The following is a 14620-nucleotide window of genomic DNA, read 5'->3' as shown; positions in this document are numbered from 1 at the left end:
GCGTAGAGACCACTCTCTCGCCGAGTCCCGAATGCGCTCCCATGCTTGAGCACCACGGACTCCCGGAATCTGCCCGCTCGGGGCATCGACTCCGCCACCCCGCACACCCGCTCCACTCTCGCGAGGCGAACCACCGTGGATGATCCGACCCCCACGTCGCCCGCCAATGAAGGATTCGACGACATGTCTCTCGCCACCCTTGACTCACTCCGCAAGCCGCCCGCCCACGCGCCCGTGCGACCCCGCCCGGTCGCGGATCTCACCGCACCGCTCGCGCGCGACGAGCAGCCGACCGCACCGCCCTCCCGCATCCGTGCCGTCCCCGACGGGACCGAGGCGCGCGGCTTCGCCCTCTACGTCGGCATCGACGAGGCCAAGGCTGCGGAGGCCGGCACCGACCTGCCCGCGATCGTCACCCAGCTGAAGGCCCTGGTCGCCCAGCTCGCCCCCGGCGCCGAGAGCTATGCCGCGGTCGCGCTGGCCCCCGAGGGCGCCGGCGGACGCGACGTCGACGTCGTGCGGCTCGCCCTGCAGGACCCGGCCGCGCTCGCGCGACAGCGCCAGGCCGCCGCCGCGGTGACCCCGCCGCCGGAGCCGAAGGCGGGCGTCGTGATCGACATCTCACGCCGCCGCGTGCTGCTCGACGGCGAGGTCGCGCCGCTCACCTACAAGGAGTTCGAACTCCTGCAGTTCCTCGTGCTGCGCGAGGGCCGCACGATCGACCGGGCCGAGATCATCTCCTCGCTGTGGGGCGACACCGACGACGAGGAGACCCCCAACGAGCGCACGATCGACGTGCATGTTCGTCGGCTGCGCTCCAAGCTCGGGGCCTTCGAGGACGTCGTCCGCACGGTGCGCGGCGCCGGCTACCGCTTCGATCGCCACGCCGACGTCGCCATCCGCTGGGCCTCGACGCCCTCGCCCGACGTGTTCTAGCCTGTCGACATGGGCGCGAACTCCTCGACCTGGGCGTCAGAGCCGGAGCACCCGGACGACGCGGTCCGCGAGCGCACGGGTCACGGCTGGGCGGAATGGGTCGAGCTCATCGACGCCGGTCCGGGCCGCAATGCCGGACATCCGGCGATCGCCCGCTGGGTTCACGAGCAGGGCGTGGACGCCTGGTGGGCCCAGGCGGTCACGGTCGGCTTCGAGCGCATCACCGGCCTGCGCCTCCCCGGGCAGATGGCCGACGGGACCTTCTCGGTGAGCCGCTCACGCACCCTCCGCTGGACCGTCGAGGGCCTGCGCGCCGCGATCGAGGACGACGCACGCCGTGCCGAGCTGATCCCCGAGCTCGCGCTGACGCCGCGCTCGCGCCCGGGCGTCAAGTCGCCCCGGTTCGATGCGACCCACGGCGCGGAGCCGGCCGGTGTCGTGCAGCTCGCGATCGATGCGGTCGCCGGCGGCCGCACCCGCCTGACCGTCACGCACGAGCGCCTCGCCACCGCGGATGAGGCGGAGCGCTGGAAGGCGTGGTGGGGCGACTGGCTCGCCGCGCTGCCCGAGGATGAGGACAAGGACGAGAGCTAGTCCCAGCCCAGCCGCGCCGCGACCGCGTCGGCGGCGGCAGTCGGGAACTCGGCCCACCCGGGTTCCAGCGTCTCCCGGAACAGATCGAACAGCGCGCGTCCCGCCTCCTCGACGGGCGCGGCGAGGATCCCGTCCAGCCGCGCCGCCAGCTCGGGATAGTCGCGCTCGAGCCGGCGCAGCGGATCGATCGCGTCGCGCACCGATCCCGCGACGGGGTGTCGCGCGCGCAGCGCGCGCACAAAGCACTCGAGCGCCCAGCTCCGCACGAAGCCTCCCGCCGCGAGGCGCTCCCCGCGGCGAGCGCGCCCCACCCCGATCAGCAGCTTGACGAGCACGAGCTTCGCGTCGTTCACCGGGTCGACACGCGCCTCGTCCACCCGCGACCGCGCCGCGGCGACGAGCGCCGCCGCGGGGCCATCGTCGTAGGCGATCGCGCTGTCCCCGGTCACGAGCGCTCCGGCGAGCTCCTCCGCCGTGGCGGCCGCGAACTCGGCCACATGTCCATCGTCGTAGACCGCGACGAACCCGATCTCACCCTCCCGGGCGATCAGGACGCACCGCTCGGGATACGGCAACCACTCGGCGACCGTCCTGAGCTCGTCGCCGCGGCCGGAGCCCGCCAGAGCGAAGAAGTCGTGATCCGACCACTCGTCGCGGCGATGCGCGGCGACGGTCGATCCCAGCAGGACGAGCCCCGCCGCGTCGTCCCGTTCCCGCAGCGCCGCCTCGAGGGCGCGGGTCCACTGGTCGAAATCGATGGGCTCGGTCACGCGCTGGCGCCCCAGCTCGGGGCGTTGATTCCGGGCGCGCGCCACACGGTCAGGCCGATCCCCGGCGCCGTCAGCCGCTCGCCCCACTCGGCCTCGCCGAACAGCCGCGCCGTCGGCGCGGACGCCGGGGCGGGAACGTTGATGGCCGCCCGCGCGGCGAGCACGACCACGCTGTCGTCGGCGGATTCCCGCACGAAGAGAAGCGCATCGTCGGAGACATGCAGCCAGCGCAGACCGCCCGTGCCGAGCACCGGGTGCGCGCGGCGCAGCGCGAGCAGCTCGCGGTACAGCGCGAACGTCTCCGCCGCGGCCGGGTCGTCGCTCCCCCACGGCATCGGGGTGCGGGAGGCCTCGCCGTCGGCACCGTGAAGCCCGAACTCGTCGCCCATCCACACGGTCGGGATTCCCGGCAGCGTCACCGACAGCCCGAGCGCCACCGGCAGCGCGCCGGGCGCCGCGTGGGTGAGGAACCGCGCCGTGTCGTGGGTGTCGAGCGCGTGCATCGTGCCGAGTCGCACGCGCCAGGGCACCCCCGCGACGAAGCGCTGCAGCTGGGCGTGGAACTCCACGCCGGTGACCGCGGGGATGCGCGTGACCGGCACGCCGAAGAACCACAGCTCCTCGTCGGGCTCGGCGGGCTCGGCGAGCCACCCCCAGAGCGGCCGGGTGAAGTCGGCGTAGGTCATGGCGCCGTGCCAGGCGTCGCCGGAGAAGTCCTCGGTGGCGTCGTTGGTCGACTCGGCCAGCAGCACGGTGTCCGGGTTGATCTCGCTCATGGTGCGGCGAAGGGTCTGCCGCACCTCCGCGTTGAGGTCGACGGCGCCGAGCCGCCCGGTCATGTTGGCGACGTTGATTCGCCAGCCGTCGAGGTGGAACGGCGCACGCAGCCAGTGCGCGACCACCGAGTCGGGGCCGTCGATGAAGCGTCGCCGCAGCTCCGCCGAGCTCCAGTCGAACTTCGGCAGGCTCGGCACGCCGAGCCAGCTCTCGTAGCGCTCGTTCGCCTCGTCGGTGAAGAAGTAGAACTCCGACTCAGGGGCCTCCGGGCTGCCGAGGGCGGCGCGGAACCACTCGTGGCGGTCGCCGGAGTGGTTCGTCGTCAGGTCGCCGATCACCCGCATGCCCCGCGCGTGGGCGGCCTCGACGAGCCGCACAAGCGCCTCATCGCCGCCGAGCAGCGGGTCGACGACCCGGAAGTTCGCCGCGTCGTAGCGGTGGTTGGAGGCGGCCGGGAAGAACGGGTTCAGATAGAGCAGGTCGACACCGAGGTCGGCGAGGTGATCCAGGTGCTCGACGACGCCGTCGAGGTCGCCGCCGTAGAGCTGCTGGGAGCGTCCCGGCATCTCCGGGTCGACGGGGTCGCCCCAGGCTGCGGGGATCGCCCACTCCGGTGCGGGGCGCCGGTCCGCGGCCGCCGAGCGGGCGAAGCGGTCGGGGAAGATCTCGTACATGACCGAGGTCGTCATCCACTCCGGCGGCGCGTTGCCGGCGACGAGCGCGAAGTCATTGACGTCGCGGGTCTCCCCGGCGACGACACCGGCCTGATTGAGCCAGCGGATGCCGCCCGCCTCGTCCTCCAGCAGCCAGCGGTAGCCGTGTCGCGGGTTCGCCACCTCGACCTCGGCCTCCCACCACTCGTCCTCGCCGCCCGCGAGGCGCTGCGCCTCGTCCCAGCGCGGCTCGTGGTCGGGGTTCGAGCGCACGTGAACGCGCCGCAGCCGCGGGCCGGTGCGCGGCGCCCGCAGGCGCACCCGCACCCGCTCGCCGAGCTCGACCGTCGCGCGCGCGACGTAGAGCGGCGAGCCGTCGTGATGCGGTTCGCGGACCGCCTCGCTCACTTGACCGAGCCCGCGGTGAGTCCGCTGACGATGTAGCGCTGCAGGAACAGGAACAGTGCCATGACCGGAATGGCCGCCAGCACCGCGCCCGCCGAGAACAGCGTCCAGTTCTTCGACGTCTCCTGGGAGACGAACTGGTAGAGGCCCACGGCGAGGGTCTGCGTCTGCGGGTCGCTCAGCACGATGCTCGCGATCACGAACTCGTTCGTCGTGCCGACGAAGGAGAGCAGGCCGACCACGGCCAGGATCGGCGACACGAGCCGCAGGATGATGCCGAAGAAGATCTGCGCGTGGCTGGCCCCGTTGATCTTGGCCGCCTCATCGATCGACACCGGCACGGTGTTGAAGAACCCGTACATGAGGTAGGTGTTCACGCCCAGCGCGCCGCCGAGGTAGACCATGATGAGGCCCAGCTGCGAGCCGAGTCCGAGCGCGGGGAAGATGTCGCCGATTCCGGAGAGCAGCAGGAAGATCGCCACCACGCCGAGCAGCTGCGGGAACATCTGCACCAGCAGCAGGCTGAGCAGCCCGATCCGGCGGCCGGTGAAGCGCATCCGCGAGAACGCGTAGGCGGCGAGCGCGCCCAGGAACACAGTTCCGGCGGCGGAGATCAGCCCGATCACGAGCGTGTTCCCGAACCAGGCGGCGTAGGGCTGCTGCGGCCGGTTGAACAGCTCGATGTAGTTCGAGAAGTCCAGCGACCGGAACAGCACGTTCGACCCGACCAGCGTGCCGGTGGGATTCAGCGAGGCCGACAGCACGTAGAGCAGCGGGAAGGTCGCGAAGATGACCACCGCGACGCCGACGAGGTGTCGCCAGCCGGTGTCGGCGAACCAGCGGAGCGCCGAGCGGCGACGGCGGACAGGGATGGAGGCGGGAAGCGTAGCCATCAGTTCAGGTCCTCCAGGGCGCGAGTGCGACGGAAGCCGATGATCGAGACCACCGCCACGATGATGAAGATCAGGATCGCGAACGCGCTCGCCAGACCGTAGTCGCGACCCGTGCCGCTGCCGAAGGCCACCTTGTAGACGAGGGTGATCAGCAGGTCGGTGGCGCCGGCGTTGACGCCCGCGGCCACGTTGCGCGGCCCGCCGCCGGTGAGCATATAGATGACGTTGAAGTTGTTGAAGTTGAACGCGAACGACGAGATCAGCAGCGGCGCGACCGAGACCAGCAGCAGCGGGAACTTGATCAGACGGAACACCGCCCACGGGCGCGCGCCGTCGACTCGGGCGGCCTCGGTCAGCTCTTCGGGGATCGACTGCAGGGCGCCCGTGCAGATCAGGAACATGTACGGGAATCCGAGCCAGAGGTTCACGATCAGCACGCTCGCCTTGGCGAGCCACGGGTCGGTGAGCCACGGGATCGCGGCACCGCCGAAGACGACCTGGTTGACGAATCCGAAGTCCTGGTTGAGCAGACCCAGCCAGACCAGCCCCGACAGGAACGAGGGGAACGCGTAGGGCAGGATCAGGATGATGCGGTAGAACTTGCGACCGCGCATCCGCGCCTCGTTGAATACGATCGCCAGGAACAGCCCGAGCACGAAGGTCATGCCGACCGAGAGCAGCGCGAAGGCGAAGGTCCAGGCGATCACGCCGAGCAGCGGACCGCGGATGGATTCCTCGGTGAACGCGCGGGCGAAGTTGTCGAATCCGACGTTGATCTTCCAGCCCGGGGAGAGCTCTGTGCCCGCCTCGTTGGCGAACGCGCCCGCGCCGCGATCCAGGTAGGTGTCGCCCGTGCGGGTGTCGATGATCGCGTCGGCGGCCTCGTCGTATTCGAGGGCCGAGGTGTAGAGGTAGGCGGAGCTGCCGTCGGGTGTCCGCAGCGCCCCGTCGTTGGGGTCGTCGGTGAGCGGCACCGAGAGGTCCGCGATCACCGACTGGTTCTGGATGAGCGAACCGAAGTCGAGGGTGGTGTACCCGTCGAGCTCGATCGCCTTGCCCGTGCTGTCGAGGCGCGCGCCGGGCGCCTCCTCGAGCGGGCTGTCCTCGCCGCCGACGAACACCTCGCCGTCGGGAGTGGTGACGAGGAAGCTGAAGGTCCCGAACTGCTCGAGCACCGTCAGCCGGTAGGTGGGCGAATCGGGGACGCGGGTGCGGGCGTTCGCGATGATCGACTCGATCGCGTCCTCTTTGGTGCTGTTGTGGCCGTCGCCGTAGTTGGTGAAGGCGATGTAGCCGCTGTACACGACGACGAAGATCTGGAAGATGGCGAGGAAGAGCAGCCCGGGGGCGAGGTACTTGGCGGGCAGCATGCCCGGCTTCAGGTAGATGATGTTGATCGCGAGCGTGACCGCGAACGCGATCCCGAAGACCAGCCACTCCTCTTTGAGGAGCAGCGTGAAGAGGGCGAACACCGCCAGCGAGTCGACGATCGCGAGCAGCGAGATCTTGATCAGCATGCTGCGGACGCTGGGCGTTCCGTGGTGGTGGATCCCACGCCCCGGCGCCGGGGCGACGGGCGCGAGCGGCGGGGTGGTGCCGGGAGTCGACGTGGTCATGGTTCTCCGAGGTCAGGCGGGCGGGAATGAGCGGCCCGGGGATGCGCTCCCCGGGCCGCTCGAGAGGATCAGCCCTCGATCTTGGACTGGATGCTGGCGACCATCGCCTGCCACAGCTCGACCGGGTCGCCCTGGCCGTTGATGATCGCGACCTCGGTCGCTCCCCAGTCGGCCCAGACGGCGTCCATCGCGGGCACGTTCGGCATCGGCACGCCGTTGGCGCCGACGGCACCGAAGGCGGCGACATCCGCGTCACCCTGCGCGGCCTCGAAGGCGCTGATCAGCGCCGGGGCACGGCCGCCGACCTCGTAGAGGGCGGTCTGCACGGCCTCGGTGCCGACGTAGTTCACGAGGAACTCGTTGGCGGCCAGGGCGTTCTCGCTCTTGGCGCTGATGTAGAAGCCCTGCACGCCGACGAACGGCGTCGCCGTCTCGCCGCCCGCCGACGGGATCGGGTCGATCGAGTAGGCGATGCCAGCCTCGGCCGCGGCCGGGACGTTCCACGGACCGGTCAGGTAGAACGGCGACTTGCCCGCGTTGAACTCCTCCTTGGCGATGTCGCCGGAGATGTTCGTGTTCAGGATGCCCATCGAACCCCACTCGGCGAGCTTCTGCGCGAACGCTTCGCCGCCGGCCCCGCCGAGCGCGAGCTGCGTCGGGTCGTAGGTGCCGTCGGCCGTGATCTCGAAGACGGTCGCTCCGAAGGAGGCCTGCAGCGGGTAGAGGTGGTACGGGTCGGCCGCGTTGGGGTCGAGCCCGACGAGGAACGGGTACTCCGCGTCACCCGCGTCGACGGCCGCCTCGCCCATGGCGATCAGCTCGTCGAAGGTGGTCGGCGCCGTGGGGGCCAGGTCGGTGTTGCGCACGAGGGCGATGTTCTCGACCGAGTAGGGCAGACCGTAGTTCTGTCCCTCGTAGCTCATCGCGTTGACCGCGACCTGCTGGAACTCGCTCGCCTTGTCGCCGAGCTCGAGCGGCGCGACGACGCCGTTCTGCACGAGCTTGCCGAGCCAGTCGTGCGCGCCGACGATGATGTCGGGGCCTTCGCCGGTCGGCACCTGAGTGGTGAAGTCATCACGGATGTCGCCGAAGTCCTTCTGGACGAGCGTGACCTCGACGCCGCGCTCCTCCTGGAACTGGGCGGCAACGTCTTCGAGCACGGCGGCGCGGTCGGCATCGACCCACACCGTCAGCGTTCCGGAGTACTGCGGCGTCTCGGGTCCCGTGCTGCATCCGGCGAGCGCCATGGCACTCGCGGCGGCGACGGCGACGCTGGCAAGAAGCGCGCGGGGAGTGGATTGCACCCTCATTGGTGTGACCTTTCCTGCTGCGGAGCGACCCCCATCACGCGCCGCGTCGGGTGCCAGGCACTCGAGTCGACGAGAAAGAGGTCGTTCTCTTGGTTGGGGCTCGCGAATCTGCAAGCGTTTCCATTCTTAGTGCAATTTTTCCCGGATGCCAAGTGGCAACTCCTGTTTTCCTGCCGAGTTTGCGCGAGTCGAGGTGCAAGCGCTTGCACTTTTGGGGAAGTGCGCCCTACTCTCAACCGCATGCTCACCGATCCATCGCGCAGCGCTGCGCCGCTCGCCCCGGCGACCTCCGCCGAGACCGACCCCACCGAGTGGTGGCGCTCCGCCGTGATCTACCAGATCTACCCACGCTCCTTCGCCGACTCGAACGGCGACGGCATCGGCGACCTTCGCGGCATCACCGAGCGGCTCCCGGAGCTCGCCGAGCTCGGCATCGACGCGGTCTGGCTCTCGCCGTTCTTCGCCTCCCCCCAGCGCGACGCCGGGTACGACGTCGCCGACTACTGCGCCGTCGACCCGATCTTCGGAACGCTGGCCGACGCCGATGCGCTCATCGCGCGGGCGCACGAGCTCGGCATCCGCGTCATCGTCGACATGGTCCCCAACCACACCTCGAGCGACCACCGCTGGTTCCAGGCCGCGCTCGCCTCCGCGCCGGGAAGCCCGGAGCGCGCGCGCTACCTGTTCCGCGAGGGGCGCGGCGCCGCGGGCGAACTGCCGCCCAACAACTGGGAGTCGGTGTTCGGCGGACCGGCCTGGACCCGCGTGGCGGACGGCTCGTGGTACCTGCACATCTTCGACTCCTCGCAGCCCGACCTCGACTGGACCAACCCGGAGGTGCGCGCCGACTTCCTCGACATCCTGCGGTTCTGGCTCGATCGCGACGTCGACGGCTTCCGTGTCGACGTCGCGCACGGCATGATCAAGGCCGACGGGCTGCCCGACTACACGCCTCCGGAGGGCGCCGGCAGCATGGGCGGCGCGGGCGGCATCGACGCCGAGCCCGCCCCGCTGCCGCCGTACTGGGGCCAGGAGGGCGTGCACGAGATCTGGCGCGAGTGGCGTCGACTTCTCGACTCCTACCCGGGCGAGCGGATCCTCGCCGCGGAGGCCTGGGTCGACCCGCTCAGCCTGATGTCGCAGTGGGTGCGCCCCGACGAGATGCACCAGGCGTTCAACTTCGCGTACCTCGAGACGGCGTGGAGCGCGCCGGCGCTGCGGCGCGTGATCGACGCCTCCCTCGCGGCATTCGGCGCCGTCGGGGCGCCGAGCACCTGGGTGCTCAGCAATCACGATGTCGTGCGTCACGCGAGCCGCCTCGCGATCACCGGCGAGAACCCGCAGGGCCACGGACTCGGCCCGAACTCGCCGCACCAGCCCGACGCGGCGCTCGGGCTGCGGCGCGCGCGGGCCGCGAGCCTGCTCATGCTCGCCCTCCCGGGGAGCGCCTACGTGTTCCAGGGCGAGGAGCTCGGCCTGCCGGAGGCGATCGACCTGCCCGACCACGCGCGACAGGACCCGACTTGGTTCCGCACCGCCGGCGAGCGCTACGGCCGTGACGGATGCCGCGTGCCGCTGCCCTGGGAGGCCGACTCCCCCGCGTTCGGATTCAGCCCCTCGGGGGAGAGCTGGCTGCCCCAGCCGGCCGAGTGGAGCGCGCTCGCCCGCGACCGGCAGCGCGGGATCGCCGGGAGCACGTTCGAGCTGTACCGCTCGGCTCTCGCCGAACGACGCCGCCACGACCTCGGTCGCGAGGCGCTGACCTGGATCCCCGCGCTGCCGGACCACGTGCTCGCCTTCCAGGTCGGCGTCGTGACCGTGGTCGCGAACCTCAGCGCGCACCCGGTTCCGCTGCCCGCCGGACGCGTGCTGCTCTCGAGCGCGCCGCTGGTCGACGGCGCCGTGCCGCCGGACGCCACCGTGTGGCTCGAGGCCTGACCGCGAGCACCTCAGCGCCTCAGTAGGATCAACACGCACGGCAGCCAGCACCGGGAGGAGCGCGAATGCCCGGCATCGATGAAGTCGCCCGCCTCGCCGGCGTCTCGGCCGCGACCGTCTCGCGCGCTCTGAGCGGGCGCGGCTCCGTGTCGCCCGCGACGCGCCAGCGCGTGTCGGAGGCGGCGAACGAGCTCGGCTACGTCGTGTCGTCGAACGCGTCGAGCCTCGCGAGCGGCCGCACCCGCAACGTCGGCATCGTGGTCCCGTTCTTGAACCGCTGGTTCTACACCGCGGTGCTGGAAGGGGCGCAGTCCGCCCTGCTCTCCCACGGCTACGACCTCACGCTCTACAACCTGCGCGGCGATGCCGAGCGTCGCAGCGTGTTCGAGCACTTCCTGCTGCGCAAGCGCGTCGACGCGGTGATCGCGGTGAGCCTGGAGCTGACCTCGGAGGAGGTCACGCGACTGCTCGACCTGAAGAAGCCGATCGTCGGGGTCGGCGGACCGCTGCCCGGCATCCGCACACTCAGCGTCGACGATGTCGCCATCTCGCGCCTCGCCACCGAGCACCTGGTCTCGCTCGGCCACCGGGCGATCGCGCACATCGGGGGCGACGCCGAGTTCGAGATGGACTTCCACGTCCCCACCAACCGACGGGTCGGCTACGAGCAGGCGCTCACCGCCGCCGGCATCCCCCTCGACCCGGCGCTCTACGCGCCGAGCAACTTCAGCCTCGAGGGCGGCTACCACGCTGCGAAGCAGCTGCTCGGGGACCCGCGCACGCGGCCCACGGCGGTGTTCGCCGCCTCGGACGAGATGGCCTTCGGCACGATCCTCGCGGCCCGCGATCTCGGCATGCGCGTGCCGGATGACCTCTCGGTGGTCGGCGTCGACAACCACGCCTACGCGGATTTCTTCGGCCTCACCACCATCGCGCAGTTCCCCGAGCTCCAGGGTCGCAGTGCCGTCGAGGTGCTCATGGACGAGCTGCAGCCGCACACGAAGACGATCGACACCCTCAACACCCCGCTGCCGTTCGAGCTCATGGTGCGCTCGACGACGGCGCGGCTGGCCTGACGCCGGCCTGCGATTTCGCACGACCTCATCTAGAGTTTCGGTATGCCGAAATTCTGGCGTCAGGGGCGACGCCGCACGAGCTCCGTCGTCGCCGCGACCGGGATCGCCCTCGCGCTCGGCCTGAGCGGCTGCGCCGCCGACAGCTCGACGCCTGACCCCGCGGATGACCGCCCGGTCGTGCTCACCACCTTCACCGTGCTCGCCGATCTGGCGCAGAACGTCGCGGGCGAGCATCTCCGCGTCGAATCGATCACGAAGGTCGGCTCCGAGATCCACGGCTACGAGCCGACGCCCGGTGACCTGCGCACCGCGGCGAGCGCCGACCTCATCCTCGACAACGGCCTGGGGCTCGAGGCCTGGTTCGCCCAGTTCATCGACCAGCTCGAGGTGCCGCACGTCGTGCTCGGCGACACCGTCGCCCCCATCCCGATCGGCGGCACCGGCGCCCCCAACCCGCACGCCTGGATGTCGACCACCGAGGCCGAAGGCTACGTCGCGACGATCGCGACCGCGTTCGCCGAGCTCGACCCGAGCCACGCCGACGACTTCGCGCGCAACGCCGAGAACTACGCCGCCGAGCTGCGCGCCCTCCACGACGAGCTGCTCACGGCACTGGACGGGCTGCCCGAGAACCACCGCGCCCTCGTGACGTGCGAGGGCGCGTTCAGCTACCTGGCTCGGGACGCCGGACTCACCGAGCAGTATCTGTGGCCGGTCAACGCCGAGCAGGAGGCGACGCCGCAGCAGATCGCCGCCGTCATCGACTTCGTCACCGAGAACGACGTGCCCGCGGTGTTCTGCGAGTCGACCGTCTCGGACCGCGCCATGCAGCAGGTGGTCGAGGCGACCGGCGCGACCTTCGGCGGCACGCTCTACGTCGACTCGCTCTCCGAGGCGGACGGCCCGGTGCCCACCTACCTGGAGCTGCTGCGCCACGACGTCGACCTCATCATCGCCGGGCTGAGCGGAGCGGAAGCGTGAGCCAGCCCGCCCTTGCCCCGGCGCTCGAGCTCCGCGATATCGCGGTGCACTACGGCGACCTGCTCGCCCTCGACGTCGCCGAGCTGCGCGTCGATCCGGGGCGCGTGTGCGGCCTGATCGGCATGAACGGCGCCGGCAAGTCGACCCTGTTCAAGGTGGCTCTCGGAGCGGTGCGCGCCGACCGCGGCGCGGTCCGGCTGGGCGGACTGCCGCCCGAGCAGGCGCGCCGACGCGGGCTGGTCGCCTCGGTGCCGCAGTCCGACGACATCGATCCCCGCTTCCCGGTCACCGTCGGCGACGTCGTGATGATGGGCCGCTACGGCCGCCTCGGACTCACCCGCCGCCCCCGCCCGCTCGACCGGGACGCGGTCGCGAGCGCCCTGGCCCGCGTCGAGCTCGGCGACCTCGCCGACCGCCCGATCGGCACCCTCTCCGGCGGGCAGCGCAAGCGCACCTTTGTCGCGCGGGCGATCGCGCAGGACGCCCAGATCCTGCTGCTCGACGAGCCCTTCGCCGGCGTCGACCGCCGCAGCGAGCGCCTCATCGTGCGGCTGCTGCGCGAACTGGCGGAGGACGGCCGCTCGGTCATCGTGGCGACGCACGACCTGCACGCACTCCCCGATCTCGCGGATGAGGCGATCCTGCTGCTCGGCCGAGTGCTGCTGCACGCGCCGACCGCCGAGGTGCTGAAGCCCGAGAACCTGGCGCGCGCCTTCGGGCTTGGCACCGAGCGCGAGGGAGACCTCGCGTGAACCCCCTCGACTTCATCCTCGAGCCGCTCGGCTACGAGTTCATGGTGCGGGCGCTCGTCACCACCTCGATCGCCGCGCTCGTCTGCGCGCTGCTGAGCTGCTGGCTCGTGCTGATCGGCTGGTCGCTCATGGGCGACGCCGTCTCGCACGCCGTGCTCCCGGGCGTGGTGCTGGCCTACATCGTGAGCGCGCCGTTCGCGCTCGGCGCGGTCGTGTTCGGCGTCCTCGCGGTGGGGCTGATCGGCATCGTGCGCGACCGCAGCCGCATCAAGGAGGACGCCGCGATCGGCATCGTCTTCACCACCCTGTTCGCGCTGGGTCTCGCCCTCATCTCCGTCACGCCGAGCCAGACCGATCTGGCGCACATCGTGTTCGGCAACGTGCTCGGGGTGAGCCAGGCCGAGCTCGCCCAGATCGCCGTGCTCGCCGCGATCGTGCTGATCGTCGTGCTGCTCAAGCGCCGTGACCTCACCCTGTTCGCCTTCGACCCCACCCACGCCTTCTCGATCGGACTCTCGCCGCGCCTCCTCGGAGCGTTGCTGCTCGGCATGCTCGCGCTCACCGCCGTCGTCGCCCTGCAGGTCGTCGGCGTCGTGCTGGTGGTGGCGCTGCTGATCATCCCGGGGGCGACAGCGTCGCTGCTGACCGACCGCTTCGGACGGATGCTGCTGATCGCCCCCGCGCTCGCGGTCACCGCGAGCGTCGTCGGCATCTACCTGAGCTACTGGTGGGACGCCTCCCCCGGCGCGCTCGTCGTGCTGACGCAGGGGGCGCTGTTCACGATCGTGTTCCTGGCCAGCCCACGACACGGGGTCTTCGCGGCCCGCCTCGCCGCGGCCCGGCGCGCGCGACTCGCCCCGCCCCCCACCGCCGACGCCTCGGAGGCACGATGACGGAGAACTCGACCCAGACCGAGAACTACCTCAAGGCGATCTGGAACGCCGCCGAGTGGAGCACCGAGCCGGTCACCGTGAGCGTGCTCGCGGCGCGGCTCGGTCTCGCCGCCTCCTCGGTCTCCGAGGCGGTGCGCAAGCTCACCGCCCGAGGGCTCGTGACGCACGCCCCCTACGGCGCGATCGCGCTGAGCGCCGAGGGCGAGCGGATCGCCGTCGCCATGGTGCGCAAGCATCGCGTGATCGAGACCTTCCTGGTCGAGGAGCTCGGCTACGCCTGGGACGAGGTGCACGACGAGGCCGAGGTGCTCGAGCACGCCGTCTCGGATCGCTTCGTCGACGCCGTGGCGGCGCAGCTCGGAGACCCGGAGCGCGACCCGCACGGCGACCCGATCCCACGACGCGACGGCACCCTGCCGGGCTTCGCGGGCATCCCGCTGCTCGCCGCCGAGGAGGGCGCCGCGGTGCGCATCGCCCGGGTCTCGGATGCCGACCCGGAGCTGCTGCGCTACCTCGAGACGGCGGGCATCGTCCTGGATGCGCACCTGCGCGTCGCCCGTCGCGAACCGGCCGCGGGCACGATCACGGTGCACCTCGGCGAGCTCGAGCTGTCGCTCGGGGAGCGTGCGGCCGAGGCGATCCTCGTGACCGCCGCCTAGTCGCCGGACGCGCGCCGTCGCAGCGCGAGCTCCCGCAGCCCGAGGTAGAGCGGGAAGGTGAAGGCGATCGCGATCGCGAAGCTCAGCACCACGAGCACCCAGATCCAGCGCGCCCAGCCGAGTCGGATTCCGTCGACGACCATGAAGATGCTGGCCGCTGAGGCCACCACGATCAGATCGACGGCGGCCGAGGCGCTCGCGTCGTTGGCGAACCAGGAGCCGAGGTAGTCGGCGCTCTCCCCGGTTGCGAAGAAGCTGAGGTTGAAGTACCAGGTTCCGACGAGGCCGAGTGCGGCGAGGGCGAACCAGACGAGCGCGAGACCGAGTCGGGCGCGAGAGCTGCGAGTCATGTCGCCACTCTAGGGGT

The 14620-nt window shown here is 71.1% G+C and carries 14 protein-coding genes; 8 read left to right on the top strand and 6 right to left on the bottom strand.

Annotation, left to right across the window (positions count from 1 at the left end; genetic code table 11):
• The first annotated feature begins 183 nt into the window (after positions 1–183).
• Together AC0L6Y_RS00460 and AC0L6Y_RS00455 are read left to right on the top strand one after the other, a co-directional pair.
• A complete protein-coding gene (locus tag AC0L6Y_RS00460) occupies positions 184–936 on the top strand; it encodes a winged helix-turn-helix domain-containing protein (protein WP_473553564.1) in 753 nt (250 codons plus the stop codon).
• A gap of 9 nt (positions 937–945) precedes the next feature.
• The gene (locus AC0L6Y_RS00455; RefSeq protein ID WP_473553561.1) at positions 946–1530 is read left to right on the top strand and encodes a hypothetical protein; all 585 of its coding nucleotides are present in this window, start codon (positions 946–948) and stop codon (positions 1528–1530) included.
• Here AC0L6Y_RS00455 and AC0L6Y_RS00450 read toward each other — a convergent pair.
• The 5 genes from AC0L6Y_RS00450 to AC0L6Y_RS00430 form a co-directional block, all read right to left on the bottom strand.
• Complete coding sequence (locus AC0L6Y_RS00450) at positions 1527–2300, bottom strand: hypothetical protein (RefSeq protein WP_473553559.1); 774 nt, start codon at positions 2298–2300, stop codon at positions 1527–1529. The genes AC0L6Y_RS00455 and AC0L6Y_RS00450 overlap by 4 nt on opposite strands.
• Positions 2297–4138, bottom strand: coding sequence for a glycoside hydrolase family 13 protein (locus tag AC0L6Y_RS00445; RefSeq protein WP_473553557.1), 1842 nt, complete (start codon positions 4136–4138; stop codon positions 2297–2299). Before AC0L6Y_RS00445 ends, AC0L6Y_RS00450 begins: the two co-directional genes overlap by 4 nt.
• Positions 4135–5028 carry a sugar ABC transporter permease gene (locus AC0L6Y_RS00440; protein WP_473553555.1) on the bottom strand — a complete coding sequence of 298 codons (894 nt, stop codon included), beginning with the start codon at positions 5026–5028 and terminating at the stop codon, positions 4135–4137. Before AC0L6Y_RS00440 ends, AC0L6Y_RS00445 begins: the two co-directional genes overlap by 4 nt.
• Entirely contained in the window at positions 5028–6644 is a 1617-nt protein-coding gene (locus AC0L6Y_RS00435) for an ABC transporter permease subunit (RefSeq protein WP_473553553.1), read from the bottom strand. Before AC0L6Y_RS00435 ends, AC0L6Y_RS00440 begins: the two co-directional genes overlap by 1 nt.
• Positions 6645–6712: 68 nt before the next feature.
• Positions 6713–7954, bottom strand: coding sequence for a sugar ABC transporter substrate-binding protein (locus AC0L6Y_RS00430; protein WP_473553551.1), 1242 nt, complete (start codon positions 7952–7954; stop codon positions 6713–6715).
• A gap of 240 nt (positions 7955–8194) precedes the next feature.
• Between AC0L6Y_RS00430 and AC0L6Y_RS00425 the strand changes: the two genes are divergently transcribed.
• The 6 genes from AC0L6Y_RS00425 to AC0L6Y_RS00400 all read left to right on the top strand — a co-directional run bounded on the left by AC0L6Y_RS00425 (position 8195) and on the right by AC0L6Y_RS00400 (position 14253).
• Positions 8195–9892 carry a glycoside hydrolase family 13 protein gene (locus AC0L6Y_RS00425; protein ID WP_473553549.1) on the top strand — a complete coding sequence of 566 codons (1698 nt, stop codon included), beginning with the start codon at positions 8195–8197 and terminating at the stop codon, positions 9890–9892.
• A 65-nt stretch (positions 9893–9957) separates the two neighbouring features.
• Complete coding sequence (locus AC0L6Y_RS00420; RefSeq protein ID WP_473553547.1) at positions 9958–10968, top strand: LacI family DNA-binding transcriptional regulator; 1011 nt, start codon at positions 9958–9960, stop codon at positions 10966–10968.
• Positions 10969–11010: 42 nt separating this feature from the next.
• On the top strand, positions 11011–11949 hold the full coding sequence (locus AC0L6Y_RS00415; RefSeq protein ID WP_473553545.1) for a metal ABC transporter substrate-binding protein: 939 nt from the start codon (positions 11011–11013) through the stop codon (positions 11947–11949).
• Positions 11946–12701, top strand: a complete 756-nt coding sequence (locus AC0L6Y_RS00410; protein WP_473553543.1) for a metal ABC transporter ATP-binding protein — start codon at positions 11946–11948, stop codon at positions 12699–12701. The genes AC0L6Y_RS00415 and AC0L6Y_RS00410 overlap by 4 nt, the downstream gene beginning before the upstream one ends.
• Positions 12698–13594 (top strand): metal ABC transporter permease, encoded by an 897-nt coding sequence (locus AC0L6Y_RS00405; RefSeq protein WP_473553541.1) that lies wholly within the window; start codon positions 12698–12700, stop codon positions 13592–13594. The genes AC0L6Y_RS00410 and AC0L6Y_RS00405 overlap by 4 nt, the downstream gene beginning before the upstream one ends.
• Positions 13591–14253: a metal-dependent transcriptional regulator gene (locus AC0L6Y_RS00400; RefSeq protein WP_473553539.1), complete on the top strand. Its 663-nt coding sequence runs from the start codon at positions 13591–13593 to the stop codon at positions 14251–14253. Before AC0L6Y_RS00405 ends, AC0L6Y_RS00400 begins: the two co-directional genes overlap by 4 nt.
• On the opposite strand, the gene AC0L6Y_RS00395 is transcribed toward AC0L6Y_RS00400, so the two are convergent.
• Positions 14250–14603, bottom strand: coding sequence for a DUF2834 domain-containing protein (locus AC0L6Y_RS00395; protein WP_473553537.1), 354 nt, complete (start codon positions 14601–14603; stop codon positions 14250–14252). The genes AC0L6Y_RS00400 and AC0L6Y_RS00395 overlap by 4 nt on opposite strands.
• Positions 14604–14620: the final 17 nt, after the last annotated feature.

The sequence above is a fragment of the Pseudolysinimonas sp. 10J20-29 genome (assembly GCF_055809595.1).
The sequence above is the reverse complement of the archived record's forward strand: the minus strand, read 5'-3'. Positions and strand labels throughout refer to the sequence as shown.